This window comes from Rhodococcus sp. UFZ-B548 (assembly GCF_903819475.1).
GTDB lineage: Bacteria > Actinomycetota > Actinomycetes > Mycobacteriales > Mycobacteriaceae > Rhodococcus_F > Rhodococcus_F erythropolis.
The window spans coordinates 52,832-77,041 of sequence record NZ_CAIJDS010000028.1 but is presented as its reverse complement, the minus strand read 5'-3'; the positions used below and the strand labels follow the sequence as shown (position 1 = coordinate 77,041).

Annotated in this window: 26 protein-coding genes, 2 tRNA genes and 1 riboswitch; of the genes, 14 read left to right on the top strand and 14 right to left on the bottom strand. The window is 62.3% G+C overall.

Annotation, left to right across the window (positions count from 1 at the left end; all coding sequences use genetic code 11):
• Window positions 1-137: 137 nt before the first annotated feature.
• Window positions 138-1,043, top strand: coding sequence for a tyrosine recombinase XerC (gene xerC / locus H7C86_RS22390; RefSeq protein ID WP_259349272.1), 906 nt, complete (start codon window positions 138-140; stop codon window positions 1,041-1,043).
• Between the two features lie 44 nt (window positions 1,044-1,087).
• Here the strand turns inward: xerC and H7C86_RS22385 are convergent.
• Window positions 1,088-1,161, bottom strand: a tRNA-Ile gene (locus H7C86_RS22385).
• Between the two features lie 177 nt (window positions 1,162-1,338).
• Between H7C86_RS22385 and H7C86_RS37335 the strand changes: the two genes are divergently transcribed.
• Together H7C86_RS37335 and H7C86_RS22375 are read left to right on the top strand one after the other, a co-directional pair.
• A complete protein-coding gene (locus H7C86_RS37335) occupies window positions 1,339-1,536 on the top strand; it encodes a hypothetical protein (protein ID WP_003941659.1) in 198 nt (65 codons plus the stop codon).
• 131 nt (window positions 1,537-1,667) lie between these two features.
• The gene (locus H7C86_RS22375; RefSeq protein WP_259349271.1) at window positions 1,668-2,291 is read left to right on the top strand and encodes an HAD family phosphatase; all 624 of its coding nucleotides are present in this window, start codon (window positions 1,668-1,670) and stop codon (window positions 2,289-2,291) included.
• A gap of 72 nt (window positions 2,292-2,363) precedes the next feature.
• Here H7C86_RS22375 and H7C86_RS22370 read toward each other — a convergent pair.
• Window positions 2,364-2,436 (bottom strand) — tRNA-Asn (locus H7C86_RS22370).
• Window positions 2,437-2,572: 136 nt separating this feature from the next.
• Here H7C86_RS22370 and H7C86_RS22365 point away from each other — a divergent pair.
• Window positions 2,573-2,824, top strand: coding sequence for a hypothetical protein (locus H7C86_RS22365; RefSeq protein WP_003941570.1), 252 nt, complete (start codon window positions 2,573-2,575; stop codon window positions 2,822-2,824).
• A 1-nt stretch (window position 2,825) separates the two neighbouring features.
• Here the strand turns inward: H7C86_RS22365 and dnaG are convergent, their stop codons facing one another.
• Entirely contained in the window at window positions 2,826-4,745 is a 1,920-nt protein-coding gene (gene dnaG / locus H7C86_RS22360) for a DNA primase (RefSeq protein ID WP_182262247.1), read from the bottom strand.
• A gap of 72 nt (window positions 4,746-4,817) precedes the next feature.
• Here dnaG and H7C86_RS22355 point away from each other — a divergent pair, with 72 nt between their 5' ends.
• A complete protein-coding gene (locus H7C86_RS22355) occupies window positions 4,818-6,368 on the top strand; it encodes a serine/threonine-protein kinase (RefSeq protein ID WP_182262246.1) in 1,551 nt (516 codons plus the stop codon).
• 13 nt (window positions 6,369-6,381) lie between these two features.
• Here H7C86_RS22355 and H7C86_RS22350 read toward each other — a convergent pair whose 3' ends face one another.
• Together H7C86_RS22350 and H7C86_RS22345 are read right to left on the bottom strand one after the other, a co-directional pair.
• The gene (locus H7C86_RS22350; protein ID WP_019748992.1) at window positions 6,382-7,680 is read right to left on the bottom strand and encodes a deoxyguanosinetriphosphate triphosphohydrolase; all 1,299 of its coding nucleotides are present in this window, start codon (window positions 7,678-7,680) and stop codon (window positions 6,382-6,384) included.
• A 5-nt stretch (window positions 7,681-7,685) separates the two neighbouring features.
• A complete protein-coding gene (locus H7C86_RS22345) occupies window positions 7,686-8,264 on the bottom strand; it encodes a YdcF family protein (RefSeq protein ID WP_128638009.1) in 579 nt (192 codons plus the stop codon).
• Between the two features lie 180 nt (window positions 8,265-8,444).
• Here H7C86_RS22345 and H7C86_RS22340 point away from each other — a divergent pair, with 180 nt between their 5' ends.
• Both H7C86_RS22340 and H7C86_RS22335 read left to right on the top strand, forming a co-directional pair.
• On the top strand, window positions 8,445-10,511 hold the full coding sequence (locus H7C86_RS22340) for a TPM domain-containing protein (RefSeq protein ID WP_182262245.1): 2,067 nt from the start codon (window positions 8,445-8,447) through the stop codon (window positions 10,509-10,511).
• A gap of 99 nt (window positions 10,512-10,610) precedes the next feature.
• Complete coding sequence (locus tag H7C86_RS22335; RefSeq protein WP_003944487.1) at window positions 10,611-11,348, top strand: polyprenol monophosphomannose synthase; 738 nt, start codon at window positions 10,611-10,613, stop codon at window positions 11,346-11,348.
• On the opposite strand, the gene H7C86_RS22330 is transcribed toward H7C86_RS22335, so the two are convergent.
• Window positions 11,323-12,129, bottom strand: coding sequence for a helix-turn-helix domain-containing protein (locus H7C86_RS22330; RefSeq protein ID WP_182262244.1), 807 nt, complete (start codon window positions 12,127-12,129; stop codon window positions 11,323-11,325). The genes H7C86_RS22335 and H7C86_RS22330 overlap by 26 nt on opposite strands.
• A gap of 137 nt (window positions 12,130-12,266) precedes the next feature.
• On the opposite strand from H7C86_RS22330, the gene H7C86_RS22325 reads away from it, so the two are divergent.
• Window positions 12,267-12,632: a nuclear transport factor 2 family protein gene (locus H7C86_RS22325; protein WP_024487641.1), complete on the top strand. Its 366-nt coding sequence runs from the start codon at window positions 12,267-12,269 to the stop codon at window positions 12,630-12,632.
• 48 nt (window positions 12,633-12,680) lie between these two features.
• On the top strand, window positions 12,681-13,142 hold the full coding sequence (locus H7C86_RS22320) for a MepB family protein (protein ID WP_020969952.1): 462 nt from the start codon (window positions 12,681-12,683) through the stop codon (window positions 13,140-13,142).
• Here the strand turns inward: H7C86_RS22320 and H7C86_RS22315 are convergent.
• Window positions 13,117-13,698: a dihydrofolate reductase family protein gene (locus H7C86_RS22315; protein ID WP_182262243.1), complete on the bottom strand. Its 582-nt coding sequence runs from the start codon at window positions 13,696-13,698 to the stop codon at window positions 13,117-13,119. The genes H7C86_RS22320 and H7C86_RS22315 overlap by 26 nt on opposite strands.
• A gap of 92 nt (window positions 13,699-13,790) precedes the next feature.
• A complete protein-coding gene (locus H7C86_RS22310; RefSeq protein ID WP_003944491.1) occupies window positions 13,791-15,182 on the bottom strand; it encodes a glycine--tRNA ligase in 1,392 nt (463 codons plus the stop codon).
• Between the two features lie 198 nt (window positions 15,183-15,380).
• Here H7C86_RS22310 and H7C86_RS22305 point away from each other — a divergent pair, with 198 nt between their 5' ends.
• Together H7C86_RS22305 and H7C86_RS22300 are read left to right on the top strand one after the other, a co-directional pair.
• Window positions 15,381-15,764, top strand: coding sequence for a metalloregulator ArsR/SmtB family transcription factor (locus H7C86_RS22305; protein WP_003944457.1), 384 nt, complete (start codon window positions 15,381-15,383; stop codon window positions 15,762-15,764).
• An 11-nt stretch (window positions 15,765-15,775) separates the two neighbouring features.
• Entirely contained in the window at window positions 15,776-16,207 is a 432-nt protein-coding gene (locus tag H7C86_RS22300) for a Fur family transcriptional regulator (protein ID WP_020908177.1), read from the top strand.
• A gap of 26 nt (window positions 16,208-16,233) precedes the next feature.
• Here the strand turns inward: H7C86_RS22300 and H7C86_RS22295 are convergent, their stop codons facing one another.
• Genes H7C86_RS22295 through recO form a run of 3 tightly spaced genes read right to left on the bottom strand, consistent with a single transcriptional unit; the run spans window position 16,234 to window position 18,243 of the window.
• Window positions 16,234-16,656 (bottom strand): YbjN domain-containing protein, encoded by a 423-nt coding sequence (locus H7C86_RS22295; protein WP_021333381.1) that lies wholly within the window; start codon window positions 16,654-16,656, stop codon window positions 16,234-16,236.
• Entirely contained in the window at window positions 16,653-17,471 is an 819-nt protein-coding gene (locus H7C86_RS22290) for an isoprenyl transferase (protein WP_019749001.1), read from the bottom strand. The genes H7C86_RS22295 and H7C86_RS22290 overlap by 4 nt, the downstream gene beginning before the upstream one ends.
• The gene (recO, locus tag H7C86_RS22285) at window positions 17,428-18,243 is read right to left on the bottom strand and encodes a DNA repair protein RecO (RefSeq protein WP_182262242.1); all 816 of its coding nucleotides are present in this window, start codon (window positions 18,241-18,243) and stop codon (window positions 17,428-17,430) included. Before recO ends, H7C86_RS22290 begins: the two co-directional genes overlap by 44 nt.
• 96 nt (window positions 18,244-18,339) lie before the next feature.
• On the opposite strand from recO, the gene H7C86_RS22280 reads away from it, so the two are divergent.
• A complete protein-coding gene (locus H7C86_RS22280; protein WP_182262241.1) occupies window positions 18,340-19,089 on the top strand; it encodes a TetR/AcrR family transcriptional regulator in 750 nt (249 codons plus the stop codon).
• Here the strand turns inward: H7C86_RS22280 and H7C86_RS22275 are convergent.
• Both H7C86_RS22275 and H7C86_RS22270 read right to left on the bottom strand, forming a co-directional pair.
• Window positions 19,086-20,075: a diiron oxygenase gene (locus tag H7C86_RS22275; protein WP_019749004.1), complete on the bottom strand. Its 990-nt coding sequence runs from the start codon at window positions 20,073-20,075 to the stop codon at window positions 19,086-19,088. The genes H7C86_RS22280 and H7C86_RS22275 overlap by 4 nt on opposite strands.
• Window positions 20,076-20,179: 104 nt before the next feature.
• Entirely contained in the window at window positions 20,180-20,620 is a 441-nt protein-coding gene (locus H7C86_RS22270; protein WP_020908179.1) for a DoxX family protein, read from the bottom strand.
• 138 nt (window positions 20,621-20,758) lie between these two features.
• Window positions 20,759-20,852: riboswitch (TPP riboswitch) on the top strand.
• On the opposite strand from H7C86_RS22270, the gene H7C86_RS22265 reads away from it, so the two are divergent.
• Both H7C86_RS22265 and H7C86_RS22260 read left to right on the top strand, forming a co-directional pair.
• Window positions 20,843-21,634: a 3-oxoacyl-ACP reductase gene (locus H7C86_RS22265; protein ID WP_182262240.1), complete on the top strand. Its 792-nt coding sequence runs from the start codon at window positions 20,843-20,845 to the stop codon at window positions 21,632-21,634. Its footprint overlaps the riboswitch before it by 10 nt.
• Entirely contained in the window at window positions 21,634-22,914 is a 1,281-nt protein-coding gene (locus H7C86_RS22260) for an LLM class flavin-dependent oxidoreductase (RefSeq protein ID WP_020969959.1), read from the top strand. The genes H7C86_RS22265 and H7C86_RS22260 overlap by 1 nt, the downstream gene beginning before the upstream one ends.
• On the opposite strand, the gene dinB is transcribed toward H7C86_RS22260, so the two are convergent.
• Window positions 22,911-24,209 (bottom strand): DNA polymerase IV, encoded by a 1,299-nt coding sequence (dinB, locus tag H7C86_RS22255; protein WP_182262239.1) that lies wholly within the window; start codon window positions 24,207-24,209, stop codon window positions 22,911-22,913. The two genes, H7C86_RS22260 and dinB, sit on opposite strands and share 4 nt — an antisense overlap.
• Window position 24,210 lies beyond the last annotated feature (1 nt).

The following is a 24,210-nucleotide window of genomic DNA, read 5'->3' as shown; positions in this document are numbered from 1 at the left end:
GTACGCCAGAGGGCAAAAAGGATCAGCACGGAAAACTTGCCGAGGATGAATTACTCGACGCACTCGAATCTCGTCATGCTCCCAGCGAGAACGAAATTGACGCTGACACAATAGTTTCCGCACTCTGCAAGGCGTACATGGCCAGGCTCAAAGAAGAGGGTCGAGCGGCGAACACCATCTCGACGTACGAGTTTGCACTGGACAAGCTGTACAAGAAGATCGGCGGCGTACGCGTGCACGAAGCATCGGCCGGCAGAGTTGACGCGGCACTGCGAGCGATCACGAAGGATCACGGTCCCACGATGGCCAGGCAGTGTAAGACGGTACTTCGCGGCGCCCTCGGAATGGCCGTACTTGTCGGTGCGCTCAACTCCAATCCCGTCAACGACGTGTCTCCGATCCGGGCCAAGAATCCACCAGCGGGAGCGACGGCACTCACAGGTGACCAACTCGGCGCGCTACTGGGCGCACTCGGAGAATCGGCGTACTGCACAGCTAATGACTTGGTGGATCCGATCACATTGCTGATTGCGACGGGCGTACGCCGTTCTGAGCTACTGGCAATCCGTCGACAGGACATCGACCATGACGCGGGCACGGTGGCCATTACAGGCAAGGTGGTGCGCGTGAAGGGTGTCGGCCTCCAGCGAGTCGGTGAAGCCAAGACGGCAGCGGGACTACGCACAATTCCTCTCCCCCGGTTCGCTCTGGACATGCTCGAGAAGCGGGCAGCACAACCACGTCTCGGAACACTGGACGTGATCTTCCCGTCCACCGCTGGGACGCTGCGCGACCCGAACAACTTCGGGAAGCAGTGGCGCAAGGTACGCGATGATCTTGGCGTAGCGGACAGTACAACGCACACGTTCAGGAAATCGGTGGCGACGCTCATCGACGACGAAGGATTGTCTGCGCGAGTGGGTGCCGATCACCTCGGGCACCGGAACATCTCGATGACTCAGGACAAGTACATGACACGCGGCCGTCAGCACTCGGAAGTGGCAGACCTGCTGGACAAAGCAGTTGCCATAAGCGATGAATAAACGATGGATGCCCTCTCTCGATTTACGAGAAAGGGCATCTGACGTGGGGCGGGCGGGGCTCGAACCCGCGACCAATGGATTATGAGTCCACGGCTCTAACCGACTGAGCTACCGCCCCATCCGGATGCGATGCATCGCGGCGAATCCGAATGTTACCGGCACATCCGACGCGGATCACAATCGGGCAGGCGGTGACGCGTTGCACTCTTTCGAGTCGAGTCTTCCAAGGTTGGTCGGCACAGGCGCGATGAGCCGATACCGTGGGAGTGCACACCCCACGGAACAGGATCACCACATGAAGCTTGCACTGACCGAATTCAAGAACTCGAAGGCCACGATCCGGATCATCATGTCCGACGGCGCGAAGCTGAACGGCACCGTCACCGATTTCACCGAAGACACTCTCGTCCTCAATTCTCCGAATGGTGTCTATTACATCAACCCCAGCCACATCATCCGGCTGTTCGAGCCGTCGGATCGCGCAGCGAAGTAAGCGCACCCGTCAAACAGTTCGACGGTTCCACCGAAAGCCCGACGCAGACACTTGCGTCGGGCTTTGGTGTATCTGTCGCCAATATCTACGCGTCGCGTTCACGGGTGCTGATGACGCCTATCCTCTCCGACATGGCGAACGACAGCGGACCACCTGAACTCGTGTTGTTCGACCTGGGCGGGGTGCTGTGTCGATTCGAGCCTGAACTTCGCGCCGCAGAACTGGCAGCGGCCATCGGCGTCACTGAAGAAGAGATTCATGCCCTCGTGTTCGCGTCCGGGTTCGACCAGGAATGCGACCTCGGCCTTCACTCCGAAACCGCGATCCTGGAACGCTTTCGACGGCTCGGGTTTCCCGGTGACCGCGACGACCTTCGCCGAGCCTGGGCCAAGGCCTTCATCCCGGAACGCGCAGTCATCGATCTCGCAATCGCGCTTCGAAGCGAGGGCGTCGCTGTCGCCACACTCTCCGACAATGGACCTGTCCTGTTGGCCGCCATCGAAAGTGTTGTAACTCCAGTGGCAATCGACGAGCATGTTTTCTCCTGCATGCTCGGAGCTACCAAACCCGACCCTGCGGCCTTCCTGGCTGCGCTGGAGTTTCTCGATGCGCGTCCACAGCAGACCTTCTTCGTCGACGACAACCCGGTGAACGTCCTCAGCGCTCGACGGCTGGGAATTCGCGCAGAACAAGCAAACAAGGCGGCAGACGTCGAATCGGCACTTCGATCGGTGGGTCTGCTGCGAGCGCGCTAGGTCGGACAAAGACAAGGTCAGACCACAACAAGAAAGCCCCCCACCCGATTTCTCGGGTGAGGGGCTTTGCTGCTCCCCCGGCTGGACTCGAACCAGCAACCGTCCGATTAACAGTCGGAAGCTCTGCCAATTGAGCTACAGGGGATTGTCTTGCTCGCTTCGCCCGTTCCGGCGTTGCCTGAGAAACTGTAGCGAATCCTCCACCGAAGTACCAAATCGCCTGCCCAGCGAGTCATCAGGCAGGATGGAGTCAGGACGATCGGTGCTGGAGGGAAGCAGGAATGATGCGTTTGTTGATCGGTGTTGCAGCTGGGTACGTCCTGGGAACCAAAGCGGGCCGCGCACGATACGAGCAGATCAGCCGGGCCGCGAAGGCGGTGGCCACTAGTCCGGCCACCAAGAAGGTGTTGGACGCGTCACGGCAGAAGCTGGCCGACTCACTGAGTACTCAGCCCAAGCTCGAGCCGATGAAGCCGATCAACGAGGAGACCACGATTCTGGTCCCCCACGACCAGTTGAAGAAAAACCGCTAGGTCAGATGCTTTGGTCGCCGACAGCCTGCTCACGCAGCTGTCGGCGATACTGCTCCAGCGCCACGAGGTCTCCGAACAGTGAGTTGTACTCCTCGGGGGCCGCAGCAGGTGAAACGCGCTGAAGCTTGGATTTGAGGTCGGCAACCTGCTCGCCCACCCACGCTTCCTGCAGTCGTGCGAGCACTCCGTTGATGTAGCGCGGAACCGTGTCTTCGTCGCACGGCATCGGTTCGACGGCCAGCTCAGATACAACCGAGGCCACCGTCATGTCCTCGACGCCCTTGGTGACGACTTCGATCCACTCGGCGCCACCGAGCCCCTTGCTCGTTCCACCGGCGTCAGCCATTGCCTGTCTGATGACAACGTAGGCGGGGTGGGTGAATGTCTCGGGAGGCAACGAGTCGAAGACACTGCCGGCGATGCCAGGGTGCTGCAATGCGGCCTTGAGGACAGCTCGTTGCGTCGAGAGCGCCGGATCGTTGGGCCGGGGCCTGGAGATTCCGATCGGCAGCGCAAGCGCATCAGCGGCAGGTGCCTCGACAACCTGACGACGCTTGGGCGCCGGCGAAGATCCGCGCGTCGACGCCCGTTTGCGAGCTTCGTCACGCACGCGTCGTCGAACCGACGGAAGATCGTCCCAACCGACCCATCCGCACAACAGATTCGCGTAGCTGTCGCGCAGAGTTGATTCCTTGATCTGCGCAACGACGGGGACGGTGCGACGCAGTGCCTCGACGCGACCTTCAGCGGTCTCCAGATCGTGTTCGGTGAGGATGGACTTCACCACGAACTCGAACATCGGAGTGCGCCGTGCCACGAGGTCGCGAACGGCGGCGTCACCAGACTTCAGACGCAGATCGCACGGGTCCATTCCGTCGGGCGCGACGGCGACGAACGTCTGCCCGGCCATCTTCTGATCACCCTCGAACGCCTTCATCGCAGCGGCCTGCCCTGCGGCATCACCGTCGAAGGTGTAGATGATCTCACCGCGAAAGTAGCTGTCGTCCATCAGGAGTCGGCGGAGCATCGCAAGGTGCTCCTCACCGAAGGCGGTTCCGCACGAAGCGACGGCGGTCTTGACGCCGGCCAAGTGCATCGCCATGACGTCGGTGTAGCCCTCGACGACTACTGCCTGGTGTCCCTTGGCGATGTCGCGCTTGGCGAGGTCCAAGCCGAACAAGACCTGAGACTTCTTGTAGAGAATCGTTTCCGGCGTGTTGACATACTTACCCGGCATGGTGTCGTCGTCGAAAAGCTTGCGGGCACCGAAGCCGATGACGTCACCGGCGACGCTGCGGATCGGCCACAGAAGACGGCGATGGAACCGGTCGATCGGACCTCGTCGCCCCTCTTTGGACAGCCCGGCTGCTTCGAGTTCCTTGAATTCGAAGCCCTTGGACATCAAGTGTTTTGTGAGAGTGTCCCAACCTTCGGGCGCGTATCCACACCCGAACTGCAGTGCTGCGGCACCGTCGAAGTTTCTCTCGGTGAGGTAGTCGCGAGCCGCCTGGGCATCGGGTTCGCGCAGACGAGCGGCGTAGAACTCCTGAGCCGCCGCGTTTGCCGCGATCAAGCGTGCACGAGTGCCGCGATCGCGCTGAACGGACGGCCCACCACCCTCGTACGAAATCGTGTAGCTGAGCCGATCCGCCAACTGCTCGACAGCCTCGACAAAGCTGATGTGATCCATCTTCTGCAGGAACGAGTACACGTCCCCGCCCTCACCGCAGCCAAAGCAGTGGTAGAGGCCGTGGTTGGGTCGCACGTGGAACGACGGCGACTTCTCGTCGTGAAAGGGACACAGACCTTTGATCGAATCGCCACCGGCACGCTTGAGTGAAACGTATTCACCGACGATGTCCTCGATGCGAGTGCGTTCGCGAATGGCCGCGATGTCTCTGTCAGAAATTCGGCCCGCCACGTACATCAGTCTAGGCGGTCCCCCGGCACCTCCTGACAACGATATGTTGATGGCCGACTCTGCACCGCAGCGATGGGACCGACGATGACTGAAAACGCCTCGAGCTCGCACGAAGGGCGATCAGGAACCCGATTCGGCGTGTACGAGTTGCGTCGCCTCCTCGGCCGAGGCGGAATGGGTGAAGTGTACGAGGCGTATGACACCTCGAAGGATCGCCTGGTCGCACTCAAGTTGCTCCATCGCGAACTTGCGGCCGACCCGTCATTCCAAGCTCGTTTCCGCCGAGAATCTCGCACCACCGCCGCCTTGAACGAACCGCACGTGATCCCGGTACACGACTGGGGCGAGATCGACGGAGTCCTCTTCATCGACATGCGTTTGGTCGAAGGTCATACGTTGCGCGCCGAGTTGGCCGAATTCGGCCGACTCACGCCTATACGAGCCGTCGACATCGTCTCGCAAATCGCCTCGGCGTTGGACGCCGCACATGCCCGCGGGCTCATCCATCGCGACGTCAAACCAGACAACATCATTCTCACGAACAACGGCTTCGCCTACCTCGTCGACTTCGGAATCGCATACTCACAGACGGACACGAAGATCACCACCGAGGGAAGCGCAGTCGGTTCCTATGCGTACATGGCGCCGGAGCGGTTCGGAATCGAAACGCCGACGGCCGCAGCGGATGTCTATTCCCTGGCTTGTGTCCTCTACCAATCACTCACCGGAACAACGCCTTTCAACACCACAAGCATCGAGCATCTGGTCAATTCGCACCTGAACGCTCCGCCGCCACGCCCCACGCTGACGGTTCCATCGCTCCCGCAAGGTTTTGACGCCATCGTGGCTCGCGGCATGGCAAAGGATCCCGCACACCGCTATCCGACTACGGGAGCGCTCGCACTCCAAGCGCGGCAGGCCCTCTCGACGACCGACACCCCCGGTGCCGCCGGCGGATTGCACCCCACGATCGTCGCGCCGCCCATCTACACCACGGCGAATCCCGCTCACGGGAACTACACGCACATCGCGACAAAGACCAAGCGAAACCGAGCCCCGATCGCGATCGGTGCGGCTGGAGTTGCACTCGTTCTGGCCGCAGGAGGCACGGCGGCCTGGGTGATACTGGGGAACTCGGGACCCGAATCACCCACCACTGCAGCAGCTTCCATCGCCACGTCGGCACCGGCACCCACTCAGGAGCCGGCCAGAACGCCGAAGCTCGAGCCGCTACCCACCGCCGGACTGCAGGCGACCACGACCACCCGGGCGTCGAACCCGTCCGCGAGAAATGGCGACCTCGGGGTCAGCAAGCCGATCACCGTCCCCTCGTGCAAAGGAACCGGAATCGTGGTGTTGGCCAATGCCACCGATCCGGCAACGTACGCCAGCGAGATCCAGAACTACCTGGACGCGTTCCCCGGCTCGAAATACCTACGCACAGACCAGTCCTGCCCGTCACTGCGTCAAGTCTCCGATTCGGGGACGGCGATCTACACGGTGTATCGCGAATCCGGGAACACCGAGTCGAAGATCTGCAAGGACGTTCGCGCAGCAGGCGGCGACGCTTACGGCAAGTGGCTCGATACCACTACCGACCCGTCGACGCGGATGACCTGCTGAAGGCGTAAGCGGCTCAGCCCCAGCTGGCCTGCGCGCCCAGGCTCGCTTTGTCCACCCGTTCCAGCCGACTCTCCGTGTACGACGCGATCTGATCCACCACTACCCGGACCCGAGCACCGTCGTCCGCGGCGCGTTCCCACGCGGGCAGCAGGATCGGATCGAGCCCGGCCGGCGCAGTTGCCAGCAGCCATTCCGCGACGCGATGAACACGATCACGCTGCCGATCCTGACGCGCCTTGTGTCCGGCGTCGGACATCACGTAGTACAGCGCCACGGTCTTGAGCAACGCCACCTCGGATGCGACGGCCTCGGGTATGTCGAGGTCGGCTTGATACCGCGAGAGGGGTCGGTCACCGTGTGTCAGCCGGGTGCTGGCGATCGCCGCGGTGGCGAAGCGCCCCACCAATTCACTCGTGAGATTCTTCAACGCGACGGAACTTCCGAGCGTTCCGTCGAAACTTCCGACCCCGCGTACGACGGGGAGTTCGGACAACCGTTGAGCGGCGTCGATCAGATCGTCGACTACCAATCCCCGAAACTCGGAGGCCCCCAGTTCTGCCAGTGCGCGCTGCTCGGACGGATCAGCAAGCGAGCGCAGGTCGATACGGCCTGCGATCACCCCGTCCTCCACGTCGTGCACGGAATACGCGATGTCGTCGGCCCAGTCCATGACCTGAGCTTCCAGGCATTGCCGACGCTCGGGCGCCCCCTCTCGAACCCAGGCGAGCACCTCTGCGTCGTCGTCGTATGCCCCGAACTTCGCGCCGGGCTGCGGCCGGGTCCAGGGGTACTTGATGGCTGCGTCGAGTGATGCCCTGGTGAGATTGAGGCCGGCACTCAGACCGTCGGGGCGCAGGATCTTGGGCTCGAGGCTGGTCAATATCCGCAGATTCTGCGCGTTGCCCTCGAAACCTCCGCAGTCCTTGGCGACTTCGTCCAGGGCCTTCTCGCCGTTGTGACCGTACGGCGGGTGCCCGATGTCGTGCGCGAGACCGGCGAGGTCCACCAGGTCCGGATCGCAACCGAGTCCGTCGGCGATCCCTCGCCCGATCTGTGCGACCTCCATCGAGTGCGTCAACCGCGTGCGAGGTGTGTCACCGTCGCGCGGGCCGACAACCTGGGTCTTGTCGGCCAAGCGCCGCAAAGCCGCGGAGTGTTGGACACGCGCCCGATCTCGCGAGAAGTCCGAACGATGCTGCGCCGCTGCGATCTGCGAACCCGGCAACCCCGCACGCTTCGGCGCCTCGACGACACGACGTTCGAGGTCGTGTTCGGAGTAGGTGCCGCCTCCGTAGGTGGTGTGAGCTGTCATGGTCTCTATTGCCCTGCCGTGTAGGGGAAGTCTGCCGAGAAGTGCGTGAGCTGATACCAGAGCAGCGCGCCGGTTTCGCGAGCGATTCCGTGCAACTGGGATTCGCGGGTGAAGACAGCCGGGCCCTGACGAGTAGGTGCGGTCCACGCCTGGAGTCCTGTGTCGCGGGCCATCGTCCGCGTTCGCAAGGAGTGCCACGGGTCACTGACCAGGACAGCGGAATTGATTCCCTGCGAGGACATCTCGGCGCTCACCGCGTCGATACTGAGAAGTGTGTCCGAACCGGTCTCCACAGCAGTGATCGCACTCGACGGAATTCCGCGATCGGTCAGATACATCTTTCCCGACGCCGCTTCGGTGTACTCGTCACCTTCTTGTTTACCGCCGACAGTGATGATCTGCGGCGCCACTCCGCGCTTGTACAGCTTGTACGCCTGCTCGAGTCGGGCCTCGAAGACGGATGACGGAGTGCCGGAATACTGAGCCGCGCCCAGAACGACTATCGCGTCGGCCGGCCGCGTGTCGTCGATGCGCGCCACCTGCCACACCCGGAACGCAGTACCCCCGACCAGAACCACGGCCATCAACACGGCACCGGCGATCAGTCGGCGCGTCCAGCGAGCCAATCCTGCCCCGAAGCCGCCCGCCCGTGAGGGTGATGGGTCGTGGGGGCGGTTACCGAAAGCAGGTTTCACTCCCGCAATTCTGCCAGTTCGCGGCGATCACCTCCGATGCCGACGCGCCACAACGGATAGATTTGCGTCATGGCCCTCGCACCACACTTCTCGCAGTTGTCCTCGGTAGAGCAGAGTCGGACATTCACCCGACCCGTTCGCCGTCGGGGAAGCGCCGCCGCCGTCGCTGCGATTTTCGCTTTGCTGGCGCTCGTCTTCAGTCCTGCGCTCGCCTCGGCAGACGCCCCGATGGTGTTGCCGAATCACATCACCGACACCTCCGGGGTTCTCGACGCCGGGCAACGCAGCGACATACAAGCCGCGATCGATCAACTCAGCGAGGACCACCAGATCGATCTGTGGGTCGCGTTCGTCCCCGATTTCAACAACCTGGGTGGCCAGGCGTGGGCACAGCAGACAGCCACGAAGTCGACGCTGAGTACCAAGTCCGTCCTGCTTGCAGTTGCCACGGCGGAGCGTGCTTACTACCTCGACGTCCCCGCTGAGCTGAGCAACATCACCGATTCCGACATCGAATCGATCAATTCCGACGCGGTGGAACCGGCTCTTGCCGAGGATGATTGGACCGGCGCGGCAATTGCCGCGGCTGGAGCACTCGGCGACGCGAACAACATGAGCGGCGGAATGGGAGTCGGAACACTCCTCATCGCGGGCGGCGCTGTGGTGGTCGGGACGGGTGGTGTGGTCCTGTACTCACGTAAGCGCAAGAACGACAAGAACAAGGCAAGCGTCGAAGCCGCGAAGAACATCTCCCCCGACGACATCGCCAGCCTCAACGCACTCCCGCTGCCGACGCTCGACGAACGCGCGAAGGAGATCCTCGTCGAGACGGACAACGCGATCGCCGGCAGCCAGGAGGAGCTCGATCTGGCCCGCAGCGAGTTCGGAGATTCCGCCGTCGCACCCTTCTCGGCAGCATTCGACAAGGCCAAGGCCACCCTCGCCGAAGCCTTCGCGATCAGGCAGCGACTCGACGACGCCATCCCGGAAACTCCCGATCAACGCCGCCAGATGCTGATCGACATCATTTCCTCGTGCGGTCGAGCCGACCAAGAACTCGAAGCTCGCGTCGAGGAGTTCGACGGGCTTCGCGACCTTCTCATCAACGCCCCCGCACGTCTCGATGCGTTGACGCAGAGTGTTGTTTCTCTCAGCGTGCGCTTGCCCGAATCCGAGGCGATTCTGACCAAATTGAAGGATCAGTTCCCCGCGCCGACGCTGGCATCTGTCGTGAACAACGTCACGATGGCCAGCGAACGCCTGACGCTCGCCGAGAAGTCGATCGAGGAAGGCCGCGATGCCACCGCGCTGCCGGCCGGTAAGCAAGGCGCTGCCGTCACCGCGATTCGCACTGCCGAAGCGGCTCTCGATCAGGCACGCAAACTGCTCGACGGCGTCGATCACGCCGCCGACGACATCCGAAACGCCATCGCGACTCTTCCGTCCGCGATGGACGACGTCCAGCAGGGCATCACTGCTGCGGACGCTTACCTGGCGCAGGGCGGGCAGAAGTTGGCGGACGCGAAGGCCGCAGCCCAGGCAGCGTTGGCGAATGCTCAGACGTCGAAGGACAGCGATCCGCTGACAGCCTTCAACCAGATCGTCGCGGCCGACGCCCAACTCGACGCGCTGCTTGCCGACGCTCAGGAGCAGAAGCAGCAGCTCGAACGTGCACAGCAGCGCCTCGCCCAGGACATTCTGGCCGCACAGGCGCAGGTGACCGCTGCAGGCGACTTCCTCGGAACCAGGCGCGGCGCGATCGGGGCGGAGGCGCGCACTCGCTACGCAGAGGCTCAGCGGCACCTGCAGGCGGCCCAGCAATTGCAGGCTTCGGATCCGTCCAAGGCACTGCAACACGCCCAGGCCGCGACAACCTTGGCGACGCACTCACTTCGCGCCGCGCAGAACGACGTCAACACCTGGGAAGCAAACCAACGACCCCGCGGTGGCGGCGGCGATGCGACGGGAGCGATCCTCGGCGGCATCCTGATCAACAGCATTCTGCGAGGTGGCGGCGGGCCCCGCTCGTACGGCGGACCGAGCAGCAGCGGACGCTCCGGTCGCGGTGGCGGCGGCGGTGGTTTCGGCGGTGGCGGCGGCGGCCGAACCAGCCGAGGCGGCGGCGGCCGGTTCTGACGGATCCCGTCGAGGTAGTAAAATCCCTACTTTGTTCACGACCGCACTCGTCGTACGCTTCATCCGGCAAGTCGGGATCACAGATCATACGAAGGTGTTATGGAAAGCGTCGCCCCGCAGATAACCGTCGTTGTACCTACATACAACGAGCGTGAGAACCTGCCAAAGCTCGTCGATCGCCTCGCCGCGTTGAAGATCCCGAACCTGCACGTCCTCGTGGTGGATGACAACTCCCCCGATGGCACGGGCGAGGTTGCGGACAAGTTGGGTATCGATGGACCCATCCCGGTCGGAGTGCTTCACCGCACGGTCAAGGACGGACTCGGCCGTGCTTACGTCGCGGGCATGAGCCGGGCTCTGGCGGAGAACGCCGACATCGTCATTCAGATGGACGCGGATCTCTCCCATCCGTCCGAAGCGATCCCCGCCATGATCGAGATCCTCACCACGACCGATGCGGCAGTCGTTCTCGGCTCCCGTTACGTCGAGGGTGGCGCAGTTGCCGGCGACTGGCCGTGGCATCGCAAGGCTTTGTCCGCCTGGGCGAACTTCTACGTCAACGCTATTCTGCGACTGCACGTCAAGGATGCAACTGCAGGCTTCAAGGCGTGGCATGCAAAGACCTTGCGCGACATCGACGTCGAATCGGTGCAGAGCAACGGCTACGCGTTCCAGGTCGAGATGAACTACCGAGTTGTTCAGCGCGGCATGAAGATCGCCGAAACGCCAATCCGCTTCGAGGAACGCACCGAAGGTGTCTCCAAGATGAGCCTCTCGGTTCAGTTGGAGTCCGCTCTGGTGCCGTGGAAGCTCAAGTTCGGCAAGAAGTCACTCTGACCTGCGCGGCTGATCGAAAATAATCGGCGGTCTGCGTGTCCGACGGGTAGAACGACTCAATCGCGATCTCTGCGAGCGTGACGTCGCGCGGCGTACCGAACACGGTGGTGGTGCTGAACATCGCCAATTCGGTATCGCCCGTGCGTACGCGCAACGGAACCAGCAGGGAATTCGCGCGGTCGTCGTGCCAGTCTCCGCCGCTCGGATAAGTGCGCAACTCGTCGAGCAAGGACGCCAACTGCGCATCCGCACTGACCTCCACTTCCCGCGCCAACCTGGCGAGCAGGTGGGTCCGCCACTGCGCGAGGTTCACGATCCGCGGCGCCATGCCCTCGGGATGCAAGCTCAAACGCAATACGTTCACCGGTGGTTCCAGGAGGAATTCAGCGGCCCCCTCGGTCAGGATTCTCACGGCCTGGTTCCCGGCGATCATCTCCCATTGCTGATCGACCACCACGGCCGGATAAGGGTCATGCGCGTCGATGATGCGATCGATGGCCTCGCTCACCGCTGACATCGGCGCTTCCGCCAACGATTTTTGCGAGTACTCCGGCGAGTGGCCACTTGCCAGCAGAAGCGTATTCTGTTGCCGTAGAGGAACATCCAGGCATTCGGACAGGTGAAGGATCATGTCCCGGCTGGGTTTGGAGCGGCCGGTTTCGATGAAGCTCAGGTGCCTGGTCGACACTCCTGCCGCTGCCGAGAGGCCCAACTGAGTGAGCCTTCGCCGCTCCCGCCACCGCTTGAGTTCGGTGCCAACGTCCATCGTCTCGAAGGTCATTCTTTCAAGTTAGCGACCCGAGGTAGCCGAGACCATGACCTCGGAGGTAATCGACCCGAAGCAGTTTCGGAGGAACAGTGGTCTCAGCCGGCGAGACCGCCGGATGTTCACCACCGGAACTGATCAAGGGAGCGACCATGAGCGACTTCGACGCAATCGCCGACGCCTATATCGACATGTGGAACGAAACAGATACCACCGCCCGTAGAGCACGGATCGAGCAATTGTTCGCACCCGGCGGCCGCTACACCGATCCGCTCGCGGACGTCACCGGACACGATCAGATCGACGCGATGATCAACGCTGTGCAGCAACAATTTCCGGGCATGCACTTCACCCTCATCGGGCCGGTGGACGCGCACCACCGACAGGCTCGATTCGGTTGGGCTCTCGGCCCGGCGGGGGCCGAGTCACTGATCGACGGGTTCGACGTACTCGAACGCGACGACGACGGCCGGGTGACGCTTGTCCTCGGGTTTCTCGACAAGGTACCTACGGCCTGAATCGGGACTACCACCGACAGCGTTCGCCACGAAGGCTGTCGGTGGTCCGTGGCATCATCGTTGCCGATGAACGCCGACGGATTTACCTGGTCCACACCGATTCCCGAGTCCGAGGGTGCTGAGTACGGCGCTCACACGCTGACCGTCAACGGCCTTCCCTCCGTCTATCGATCCGCCAAGACGACGCCGACCAAGCTCGGTCAGTTCGTCACGCTGTGGCGCCGTTCCGAGGCCGGGCCCATCCGCCCCTTCGACACCAGCGACGGCGTCGCGCTGTTTGTGGTGAAGGTCTACGACGAAGAACATCTGGGTCACTTCGTCTTTCCCACCGAAACCCTCGTCGAACACGACATCGTGTCGACGAACTTCTCGGGCGGCAAGCGCGCTATCCGGGTCTATCCGCCCTGGGTCACGCCGACCAGTGTGCAAGCCGTCAGAACCCAGCGTTGGCAGAAGCAGCATTTCGGCGAGTTCCCTGATGTATTCAACTCACCTGATACGTCGCGATGATGACGCCTGTTGTCGTAGGAACACTTTCGGTGAGGGTGAACTGAGCGAGTGCAGCACCGTCGGGGAACAATCTGCGCCCGGTTCCGAGAACCAGCGGATGAATCAGCAGAGTGTAGGTGTCGACGAGACGCCGTTCGGCCAATGACGTGATCAGGTCGCCACTGCCCAGAATCACCAGATCCGGGTCATCGCTTTCCTTCAGCGCGGCGACCGCGTCGGCGGCATCGCCTTTCAACACAGTCGAGTTCTTCCACGGCAGCGGTTCACCCAAAGTCCTTGACGCGACGTACTTCTGCGTGTTGTCGAGCACCTCGGTAAACGGATTGTCCGTCTGAAACGGCCAGTACGAGGCGAAGTTCTCATAGGTTCGGCGTCCGAAGAGCAACTCTGATTTCTTCGCCATCCCCTCCCCCATTTTCTGTGCCATGACGGAATCGTTGAAGGGTGCCGCCCATCCACCGTGCTCGAATCCGCCACGACGATCTTCGTCCGGCCCGCCAGGTGCCTGCATGACACCGTCGAGAGTCACGCTGTTGGTCACGCTGAGTTTTCTCATAGCTTCGATCCTGCGCCTGAAGATCCACCATGGAAAGAGAAAACGGGCGGTCCTTCTCGAATGAGAAGAACCGCCCGTCAGCTTCGAACGAATCAGGAACCGATCAGCCGTGCAGCCAGGTAGCTTTCCACCTGATCGAGGGCGACGCGTTCCTGCGCCATGGAGTCACGCTCACGCACCGTCACAGCCTGATCTTCGAGAGTGTCGAAGTCGACCGTGATGCAGAACGGTGTGCCGATCTCGTCCTGGCGACGGTAACGACGACCGATGGCACCGGCGTCGTCGAACTCGACGTTCCAGTTCTGACGCAACTGCGCCGCAAGATCTTTTGCCTTCGGCGTCAGATCCGCATTGCGCGAGAGCGGCAGCACTGCGGCCTTGACGGGAGCGAGTCGACGATCCAGTCGCAGCACCGTGCGCTTGTCGACGCCGCCCTTGGAGTTGGGTGCCTCGTCCTCGGTGTACGCGTCGACCAGGAAGGCCATCAGCGAACGCGTGAGACCTGCCGCCGGCTCGATGACGTACGGGGTGTACCGCTCACCCGTCGTCTGGTCGTAGTAGTTCAGCTCGGTGCCCGAGTGCTTGGAGTGCGTCGAGAGATCGAAGTCGGTACGGTTCGCGATACCTTCGAGCTCGCCCCATTCGCTGCCCTGGAAGTGGAAGCGGTACTCGATGTCGGTCGTGCCCTTCGAGTAGTGCGAAAGCTTTTCCGGCGCATGCTCGTACAGCCGCAGGTTGTCCTTGTTGATGCCGAGGCCGGTGTACCAGTCCAGGCGGTAGTCGATCCAGTACTGATGCCACTGCTCGTCCTCGCCCGGCTTGACGAAGAATTCCATCTCCATCTGCTCGAACTCGCGGGTGCGGAAGATGAAGTTGCCCGGGGTGATCTCGTTACGGAAGCTCTTGCCGATCTGACCGATGCCGAACGGCGGCTTCTTACGCGAGGTGGTCAGCACGTTGGCGAAGTTCACGAAGATGCCCTGCGCGGTCTCGGGGCGCAGGTAGTGCATGCCCTCTTCACTCTCGACAGGGCCGAGGTAGGTCTTGAGCATCATGTTGAAGTCGCGCGGCTCGGTCCACTGGCCGACGGTGCCGCAATCGGGGCAACCGATGACATCCATCGAGACGTCGTCCGGGTTGTCGAGCTTCTTCTTCTCCGCGTACGCCTCCTGCAGGTGATCCTGACGGTGACGCTTGTGACAGTTGAGGCACTCGACGAGCGGGTCGTTGAAGACACCGACGTGACCGGATGCGACCCACACCTCGCGGGGCAGGATCACCGAGGAGTCGAGGCCGACGACGTCCTCGCGGCTGGTGACCATGTTGCGCCACCACTGACGCTTGATGTTCTCCTTGAGCTCGACACCCAATGGGCCGTAGTCCCATGCGGACTTGGTACCGCCGTAGATCTCACCGCACGGGTAGACCAGGCCTCGCCGCTTGGCGAGATTGACAACGGCTTCGATCTTGGACTTGGGTGCCACTCGATTGCTCTCCATCTGGGTAATAGATGCATGATTTTCGTGCGCTTTTCGCACCATCAGCCTATCTGGCGGCTGCCACGCACTTCCGTCCAAGGTTGACATGCATACTTGTGCATATCAAAATGAAAGTGATTTGCAATAATGTGGTGAGATGGCTATGCCCGGACATCATGATCTACCCCTCGAAGGAGCCTCGCTGTGAGCATTGCGGATACCGGCGATCTCCACAAAAGCCATGATCATTCCGACCTCGGACACACGCACGACCCGTTCGAAGCCGCACCGCCCGCGCCCGTGCCGCCCAAGGAAACTTTGGCGGCCGCCGGCGAAATTCTGCGGGCGCTGGCTGCACCCGTTCGCATCGCGATCGTGCTTCAGCTCCACGAGTCGGAGCGCTGCGTTCACGAACTCGTCGGCGCTCTCGGTGTCACTCAGCCACTCATCAGCCAGCATTTGCGCGTCCTCAAAGCAGCGGGCGTCGTCCGCGGCGAACGCAACGGACGAGAAGTTCTCTATCGACTCGTCGACGATCACCTCGCACACATCGTCGTCGACGCTGTCGCCCACGCCGAAGAAGGATGAGATTCCACCGCATGAACACCCCGGGCAGTACGACCTCGAAACGTGGACCGGCCACCGTCGGCGTTCGTTCCACGAAACAGCGCAGCGCCATCTCCGCCCTGCTCGACGACATCGACGAATTCAAGTCGGCACAGGAACTGCACGACGAACTGCGCAAGCGCGGTGAAGGGATCGGCCTGACCACCGTCTACCGCACGCTGCAGGCACTGTCCGACGCCGGAACCATCGACGTCCTGCGCACCGACACAGGTGAGTCCGTCTACCGACGCTGCTCCTCTGGACACCACCATCACCTGGTGTGCCGCAACTGCGGATTCACCGTCGAGGTCGAGGGCCCGACGGTCGAGCAGTGGTCACAGACCATCGCCGAGGACAACGGTTTCACCGAAGTGAGTCACACCGTCGAGATCTTCGGCACCTGCCGCGACTGCGCCGCCAGCTGACACCTGACACCTGACAGCGTCAGGTGTCAGGGAATCAAACCCTGACGCGCGGTATCGGCGCCGGTCAGCGCGAGTAGCAACATCGTGGTCAGTGCTTCGTCGTCCAGTCCGGCCGCCGGGAACGTGTATCGCAGGATCACGTCCGCCAGACTGCCGTGGCCGAATACCGCGATCGAACCGAATTGGATGGTCCGGTTCCGCTCGGCCACCTTGCGATGCAGTGCCGCGCTGACCGGTCGGTCCCACGCGAGGACACACGTCATGGACAGCACGTCCAGACCCTCGGACAAATTCATCGCCTGGATCGAGCACAGCGCGCCGGAGTACTGGAAACCAAGCGAGCCGTCCGCAGCCACATCGACCGTCACGAAATGCGCCAGCGAGGCGGCCGCGCGTTCTTGTAGGCGGGCTGCTTGGTCGGTGGTGTCGGTCATGTTCTCCCCTGTCATTTGACGCCACCGAATCTACGGTCGCGTGAGGCGTATTCGACGCAGGCGGCCCAGAGATCGCGGCGGTCGAAATCGGGAAACAGCTTCTCCTGGTACACCATTTCGGCGTAGGCGGATTGCCAGATCAAGAAATTGGACGTCCGCTGTTCCCCCGACGGACGCAGGAAGAGATCGACGTCGGGCATGTCGGGCTCGTCGAGGTACTTCGCCACCGTCGCCTCGGTGATCTTGTCCGGATTGATCTCACCGGCCGCGACACGCTTCGCGATTTCCTTTACCGCATCGGCAATTTCGGCCCGCCCGCCGTAATTCACACACATGGTCAAGTTCATGACTGTGTTGTTCTTGGTCAGTTCTTCGGCGATCTCGAGTTCCTTGATCACACTGGCCCACAGGCGCGGCTTACGACCGGCCCAGCGAACACGCACACCCATTTCGTTCATCTCGTCGCGTCGGCGGCGGATGACGTCACGGTTGAAGCCCATCAGGAATCGAACCTCGTCGGGACTGCGCTTCCAGTTCTCGGTGGAGAAGGCGTAGGCGGAGAGCCACTCGACACCCATCTCGATGCAACCGCAGACGGTATCCATCAGGACAGCTTCACCGCGTTCGTGCCCGGCGGTTCGCGGCAGACCGCGCTCCTGCGCCCACCGTCCGTTGCCGTCCATCACCAACGCGACGTGGCGCGGGATGAGTTCGGTTTGCAGGATCGGCGGGGTCGCCCCGGACGGATGTGGGTCCGGTGGCCGGATCACCCGTTCAGCAGCAGGATCAAGCGGAGTTCGCGGTTCGCGTCGTCGAATCACGGGTTCCATCCTGCCTCACGGGCAAGTCGACCTCGACGGCTGCATGCGGCCTCGAACGCTCGATCAGCGGCAACGTCCGCAATTGACGCTCGAGATGCCACTGCAGGTGTGCCGCGACCAGTCCGCTGGCTTGCGTCCGCAGCGTCGCGGGCGCCGAATCGGTGCCCTCCCACTCCCCTCGGAGCAGGGCTTCCATCAAGCCGAGCACTCCGGGCGACGGCGTCGCAGCACCCGCCGGGCGGCAGTAGGTACAGACGGCTCCGCCTGCGGCGACATGAAATGCACGGTGCGGTCCCGGAGCGCTGCAGCGGGCGCACTCTTCGAGGGCAGGCGCCCAACCCGCATAGCCCATGGCTCGCAACAAGAACGCGTCGAGCACGAACTCGACCGGCCGCGCCTGCTCGGCGATCGCACGCAGTGCTCCCACCGTCAATCGCTGAAGCTGCGGGGCCGGCGCGCGTTCCTCGCCGGCCAACCGCTCGGCAGTTTCGAGTACGGCGCAGGCCGTGGTGTACCGGCTGTAGTCGTCGACGATGTCAGTGGCGAATGCATCGACCGTCTGCACCTGAGTGATGATGTCGAGATTCTTGCCCGGAAGTAGTTGCACGTCGATGTGAGCAAACGGTTCGAGTCTGGCACCGAATTTGGAGGTGGTCCGGCGGACACCTTTGGCCACGGCACGTACCAACCCGAACTGACGGGTGAGCAACGTGACGATGTGGTCGGCTTCGCCCAGTTTGTGCAGGCGCAGCACCACCGCCGTGTCTCGATACAACCTCACTCGACCAGTGTCCCACGTTGTACCGACGACCGATCCCGATGCCGCGCCCGATGACAAGTCGGAAATACGGCGGGTCCGTCCGGATAGACTGGCCCGATGCCGAGCGACGCAATTGCGCAACCTGTCACTGCAGAGTTGACCGGTCGCGAAGCGCGGTGGGAGCGACACAACTCCGAGCGTCAGAAACGGATACTCACCTCGGCTGTCGAACTGATCGAAGAGCGCGCGGCAGGTGCCGAGGTGTCCGTCCAGCAGATCGCCGACCGTGCCGGCCTCGCCAAGTCGGTGGTGTACCGACAATTCAGCGGCCGAGACGACCTCGATCGACGAGTCCGAGCGTTTGTGCTCGGCCAATTTGCGGCGGCCCTGGATGCGTCGATGAGCATTTCGGTAGGCACTCTCGACCAGATCCTGACCCGAACCATCAGCGCCGTCGCCGAGTGGATCACCGAGCATCCGCGGATTCACGAGTTCATGGGTACCGGCCCCACCGACTACGACGACGAGAGCATCGACGCGATCAGCAGCTTGACGGCGACAATCGCCGACTCGGCCCGCACCACTATCACCGAAGTCGGTCGATCCGTGGGGATCGACTCCTCACCCTTCGATTCACTACCGTTCGCAGTGGTGACAATGGTCGAGGGCACGCTCACCCACTGGGTCCGAAGCACCGATCCGAAACCGAGCCGCGAAGAGATCGTCGCCGACCTCGCGAAATACACCTGGTACATGTTCGACGGCGTTGCACGCTCGAGCGGGCTACAGATCGATCCCCATGTCGAATTGTCCACGCTCATAGCCGAACTGGTGTCCTCCGACGGAGGAACTTCGCGGCCGGACTAGATCCGGGTCTTGTCGGAACGCTTCGGCTCGCCGCGGTAGCGGGCGTAGTCGCCGTCGATGCGCAGCTTTCGCCACGCACGCTTCGACACCGGATTCATCAATCCGAGTTCGTCTGCCAGGGCTCGCATTTCACCGAAGTAATTACCCAGGATGCGGCGTGAATGTGGGCTCCCCCAGAAGGCGCTCTTCATCACCTCGTCCGGGATTCCGAATTCTTCGGCGAATTCCTTTGGCGGTGACATGATTTCGCCCGCAAGCCAACGCATCGTGCCGGGGAAGGCGACCGATGTGATGGCTCGACTCGTACGACTGAGTCTGGGGACGTGATTGCGCAGGAACTCGTGAGCAAACGAGATGTGTCTCGCTTCTTCGGCGATGTGAATCTCCATGGTGCGGAGCATCGCCGGCGGCGTGTCCTTACCCTCGCGGATGAGATCCTTCTGGAAGTGGTCGATCGGTTCTTCACCAGCCAGAATGCCGATGAAGAAGATGACCGGGAACTTTGCTCCCAGCACTCCGATGATCGGCGACAGCCGCCGGAACATCGGACGCATACCCGGTACGTCGATGTCCATACGATTGACGAGTTCTTGGAACATCTGGATGTGATTGCACTCTTCGGTCATCTCGTGCAGGCAGTACCGGAACTCAGGCGACTGGTTGGGTAGCGCCATGATGTATTGCAGCATTCCCCGGATCAAGATGCTCTCGAATGCCGAACCCACCTTGGTCACATTCGCCTGACGCCACATTCCCATGGCGATTCGACGCTCCAACGACTGATCCTGGTACCACTGCGTCGCTCCGAGCGGATCCGACACGGATGAGAGCACCCACCTCGGATCATGCGGATCGATCGCGAACTCTGGTGAATCCCAGTCGATGTCGAGATAGGGATCGAAACTGCGGGCAACTGAGCCCTCGGACAAAGTCTGCAGTACCTGGCGGTACGGCTTTTCCACTTCGATCGACGCTGACCGAGCCATCGGTGTCTCCTCACGGCCAGTCCGTCGATTGGAGTCGACGGACTTGAATGAGGTCAAACATAATGGGACACCGCGTCCCACGCAACCCCTTCAGGGGCCTGATTTCAGGCCCGCCGCACCGGGATGATCTCGCGAACCTTCTCGTCTCGGAGATACAGACCCGCCCACATGACGATTCCGGTATAGACGGCAAACAGTGTCGTGCTCAGCAGAGGCTGTTCCGCTCGAAGGTTGGTCAACACGGCTCCGCCCAGGTAACCGGTGAGCAGAATCGCGCCGAGTATCGACGTTCGCGGAATCACGTACAGCGCAAGGCAGATCAGTTGCACCACCCCGGCCGTCAATGCCAGCGAGTCCGGCAACCCAAGTTCGGCGGAGGCGTCCTTGACGGTCTGAAGGTTGAGAATGTGAATGATGCCGTCGAAGAGCATGAAAACGACGAACAGCCCACTCAGGACGTATCCGACCTTGCGAGCCGTGGCCGAAGGTGTCGTCGTCGTGGCGTTACCGGAAACAGTTTCGTTGTGGACGGGCTGGGTGGTCATCGGATTCTCCTGGGGCGAAGGCGAGCGGCCTGTCGCCACTTCGCTTGCAATTACGACTCCCGAGCGATCGAAAACTCATCGCGCCGACCGTTACTGCACACCCGGCGTTCAGGACGATTCACCTCACGTGGTCTGATGGGCGGTGACACGGGGTGCCGAAAAAGTCGGCTGAGATCAGACCCGATGAACCTGACCAGTTAGCACTGGCGGAGGGATGTCGACATGACCGAACAGCAATTTCAGCGCGCATTGAACCTCGACGAGCAGATCGTTCTGATCACCGGTGGCGCCCGCGGGCTCGGCGCCGCACTGAGCCGAGCATTCTTCCGCTCGGGCGCCCGCGTAATCGTGAACTACAACAAGAGCCGCGATGCCGCCGAGGCCCTGGTCGCCGAACTGGGTGAGGATCGCACCTTCGCAGTCCAGGCGGACGTGACGGACCGCAGTTCCGTCGACCAGTTGTTCTCCGCTGCACGCGAGAGATTCGACGCACCGATCTCGACCGTGGTCGACAATGCACTGGTCGACTTCTCGTTCAACGGCGATGCCCGGCCGAACGCGGACACGATCACCTGGGCCGACTTCGACTCTCAACTACGCGGAGCTGTTGCCGGAACACTCAATACCACCCAGGCAGGACTACCAGGCATGCGCGAACTCGGCTTCGGCCGAATCATCACTGTCGGAACCAATCTGGTCCAGAATCCGGTAGTTCCGTACCACGACTACACCGCTGCCAAGGCCGCACTGTTGGCACTGACACGGACGCTGTCCGCCGACCTCGGTCCGGACGGGATCACAGTCAACATGGTCTCCGGCGGCTTGCTCCGCACCACCGATGCGAGTGCCGCGACACCGGAAGCAGTGTTCGACATGATCGCGGCAAGCACTCCCCTGCGCCGAGTCGCGACGCCGGACGAATTTGCCGACGCTGCACTCTTTTTCGCCTCCCCATGGTCGCGGGCCGTGACCGGCCAGAATCTGGTTGTCGACGGCGGACTCGTCAAGAACTGATGGGCGCACAGCTACGGATAGGTGCGTTCCTGCTCGGTTGCGGGCATCACAGTGCGGCGTGGCGACACCGCGACTCACCGGTCGAAAGTCTCGGTGACATCACGTATTACGAGTCGCTCGCCCAGATCGCCGAACGCGGCAAGCTGGACGCCGTTTTCTTCGCTGACGGTCACAGTGTTCGAGAACCCGAGTCTGGTGCGTCGTGGTTTCTCGAACCGATCACCGCGTTGACTGCCATGGCACGAGCGACGGCGAACGTCGGCCTGGTCACCACCATCTCCACGACCTTTTACACGCCATTCCACGCGGCACGACTTTTGGCATCGCTCGACCACATCAGCGGCGGACGGGCCGGATGGAACGTCGTGACCTCGATGTTCGACCAGGAGGCGCGCAACCACGGACTCGAGGCGATGCCCGATCACGCATCCCGATATGAACGAGCCGACGAATTTGTCGAAGTGGCCCTCGCATTGTGGGATTCGTGGTCGGAAGACGCGCTGATCCTCGACCGGGCGGGACGTTTTGCCGACGCAGGCAAGATTTCTCGCATCGATCACGACGGCAAGCATTTTCGTGTCGACGGCCCGTTGACGGTTCCTCGATCCCCGCAGGGCAGGCCGGTCTTGTTTCAGGCCGGGGCGTCCGAGCAGGGTCGCGATCTGGCTGCGCAGCGCGCCGAGGCGATCTATTCGGTTGCCTACGACCTACCCAGCGCGCAGAGCTACTACGCGGACGTGAAGTCGAGAATCGAGCGCGTCGGCCGGGATTCGAACTCGGTCGCCGTCATGCCGGGGCTGGTCACCTACGTCGGAAGTACTGTCGCCGAGGCGCGGGCCAAGAAGGCCGAACTTGATCGCCTGCTGCCCACCGAACAGTCGATACGCCAACTCTCGTTGTTCACCGGACAGGATTGCGAGGACTGGGATCTCGACGGGCCCGTGCCCCCGTTGCCTCCACTCGAAGCATTCAGCGGGCCGCAAGGACGCTACGCAACTATTCTGCGGATCGTTGAGAAGGACGCACCGACTGTGCGGGAACTCCTCGGGACGCTCGCTGCGGGTGGTGGCCACGCAACGATGATCGGCACACCGGAGTCGATTGCCGACGAGATGGAATCCTGGTTGAACGGCCGCGGTGCCGACGGTTTCAATCTGATGCCGCCGACCTATCCGCAGGGCCTGGAAGATTTTGTCGATCACGTGATTCCAGTGCTGCAGGCGCGTGGGTTGTTCCGACGCGAATACGAGGGAGCGACTCTGAGAGAAAACCTCACCTAGTCCGGCAGTAGCGGCACCGACAGGTCCGGATCGCGTCCCAGGAGCACTCCCCTCGTGAGAGCCGCCGAGCCGAACTTCTTCCGGACGCTGTCCATCGCCGAGTCGAGGGCGGCAGTGTCCGGACCCGCGAATCCTGGACCGTCGAAGGGCAATTCGAGTTGTTCGGCGCCGTCCCGATCCAGGTTGGAGACAGCGACACCGATCAACGTGATGCCCTTGTCCGCGATCATCGGTATCGCTTCGTCCAGCAGCACCATCGAGGCGTTCAGCAATTCCGCTGTGTCGGCGGTGGACCGGCGCAGCGTGTGAGATCGAGTTGCCCGCGTGAAATCCGCGAAGCGAAGCCGGAGCGTGACCGTGCGCCCCGTCCGCTGCGCCGAACGCATGCGTCGACTGACACGATCGACAAGGGACATCAACGACGCATCGAGTTCTGCGCGGGAATGGGATCCGCGACCAAGCGCATGCTGAGCACCCATCGAACTGCGGCCACGAAAGGCGCGGACGGGGCGCGGATCTCGATTGTGCGAGAGCGCGTAGAGATGGCGACCGGCGCCGCCCCCGAGAATCGAGACGATCGAGGATTCGTCGTGCCGAGCGATGTCACCCACCGTCACGATGTCGAAGTTTCGCAACTTCTGGGCCGTGATCTTGCCGACGCCCCACAGCTTCTCGACCGGCAACGGATGCAGGAATTCGGTCTCGCCCTCCGGCGGCACTCGCAGCAATCCGTCGGGTTTCGCGAATGCACTCGCGACCTTGGCCAGGAACTTGGTGCGTGCGATCCCGACCGTGATCGGTAGTCCGACCTGCTCAGCCACGTCGCGTCTGAGGTTGGCCCCGATCTGCAGCGGGTTTCCCACGATTTTGGCGAGCCCGCCGACCTCGAGAAAGGCCTCGTCTATGGAGATTCCTTCGACCAGCGGCGACGTGTCGTGAAAGACGTCGAACACGTCTTTGCTCGCCTGCGAGTACGCCGACATTCGCGGGGGAACGACGATTGCCTGGGGACACAGTGATCGAGCCTGACCACCACTCATCGCAGTTCGAACACCGAATGCCTTGGCCTCGTAGCTTGCCGCCAGGACCACGCCACCGCCGACGATGACCGGTCTGCCCGCCAGAGTCGGGTCGTCACGTTGCTCGACCGATGCGTAGAACGAATCGAGGTCCGCATGGAGGATCGTTGCGTCACCCGTAGGTCGACTACCCCCAGGATGATTACCGCCAGAACGAGCACCGCCAGGGTGATTACCTGGCGTTTCTCGATCCAACGGTTCATGCGACACGAACATA

What these genes read in the sequence shown, in the direction of transcription:
- xerC (WP_259349272.1), top strand. Translation starts at nt 138, where the DNA reads ATGGCCAGGCTCAAAGAAGAGGGTCGAGCGGCGAACACCATCTCGACG.
- H7C86_RS22270 (WP_020908179.1), bottom strand. Translation starts at nt 20,620, where the DNA reads ATGACCACCCAGCCCGTCCACAACGAAACTGTTTCCGGTAACGCCACG.
- dinB (WP_182262239.1), bottom strand. Translation starts at nt 24,209, where the DNA reads ATGTTCGTGTCGCATGAACCGTTGGATCGAGAAACGCCAGGTAATCAC.
- H7C86_RS22275 (WP_019749004.1), bottom strand. Translation starts at nt 20,075, where the DNA reads ATGGCTCGGTCAGCGTCGATCGAAGTGGAAAAGCCGTACCGCCAGGTA.
- H7C86_RS22295 (WP_021333381.1), bottom strand. Translation starts at nt 16,656, where the DNA reads ATGACAGGGGAGAACATGACCGACACCACCGACCAAGCAGCCCGCCTA.
- H7C86_RS22355 (WP_182262246.1), top strand. Translation starts at nt 4,818, where the DNA reads ATGGGACCGACGATGACTGAAAACGCCTCGAGCTCGCACGAAGGGCGA.
- H7C86_RS22290 (WP_019749001.1), bottom strand. Translation starts at nt 17,471, where the DNA reads ATGGAACCCGTGATTCGACGACGCGAACCGCGAACTCCGCTTGATCCT.
- H7C86_RS22280 (WP_182262241.1), top strand. Translation starts at nt 18,340, where the DNA reads ATGCCGAGCGACGCAATTGCGCAACCTGTCACTGCAGAGTTGACCGGT.
- H7C86_RS22315 (WP_182262243.1), bottom strand. Translation starts at nt 13,698, where the DNA reads ATGAGAAAACTCAGCGTGACCAACAGCGTGACTCTCGACGGTGTCATG.
- H7C86_RS22260 (WP_020969959.1), top strand. Translation starts at nt 21,634, where the DNA reads ATGGGCGCACAGCTACGGATAGGTGCGTTCCTGCTCGGTTGCGGGCAT.
- H7C86_RS22300 (WP_020908177.1), top strand. Translation starts at nt 15,776, where the DNA reads ATGAACACCCCGGGCAGTACGACCTCGAAACGTGGACCGGCCACCGTC.
- H7C86_RS22265 (WP_182262240.1), top strand. Translation starts at nt 20,843, where the DNA reads ATGACCGAACAGCAATTTCAGCGCGCATTGAACCTCGACGAGCAGATC.
- H7C86_RS22365 (WP_003941570.1), top strand. Translation starts at nt 2,573, where the DNA reads ATGATGCGTTTGTTGATCGGTGTTGCAGCTGGGTACGTCCTGGGAACC.
- H7C86_RS22325 (WP_024487641.1), top strand. Translation starts at nt 12,267, where the DNA reads ATGAGCGACTTCGACGCAATCGCCGACGCCTATATCGACATGTGGAAC.
- H7C86_RS22350 (WP_019748992.1), bottom strand. Translation starts at nt 7,680, where the DNA reads ATGACAGCTCACACCACCTACGGAGGCGGCACCTACTCCGAACACGAC.
- H7C86_RS22345 (WP_128638009.1), bottom strand. Translation starts at nt 8,264, where the DNA reads ATGGCCGTGGTTCTGGTCGGGGGTACTGCGTTCCGGGTGTGGCAGGTG.
- H7C86_RS22375 (WP_259349271.1), top strand. Translation starts at nt 1,668, where the DNA reads ATGGCGAACGACAGCGGACCACCTGAACTCGTGTTGTTCGACCTGGGC.
- H7C86_RS22340 (WP_182262245.1), top strand. Translation starts at nt 8,445, where the DNA reads ATGGCCCTCGCACCACACTTCTCGCAGTTGTCCTCGGTAGAGCAGAGT.
- H7C86_RS22330 (WP_182262244.1), bottom strand. Translation starts at nt 12,129, where the DNA reads ATGACCTTCGAGACGATGGACGTTGGCACCGAACTCAAGCGGTGGCGG.
- H7C86_RS22335 (WP_003944487.1), top strand. Translation starts at nt 10,611, where the DNA reads ATGGAAAGCGTCGCCCCGCAGATAACCGTCGTTGTACCTACATACAAC.
- H7C86_RS37335 (WP_003941659.1), top strand. Translation starts at nt 1,339, where the DNA reads ATGAAGCTTGCACTGACCGAATTCAAGAACTCGAAGGCCACGATCCGG.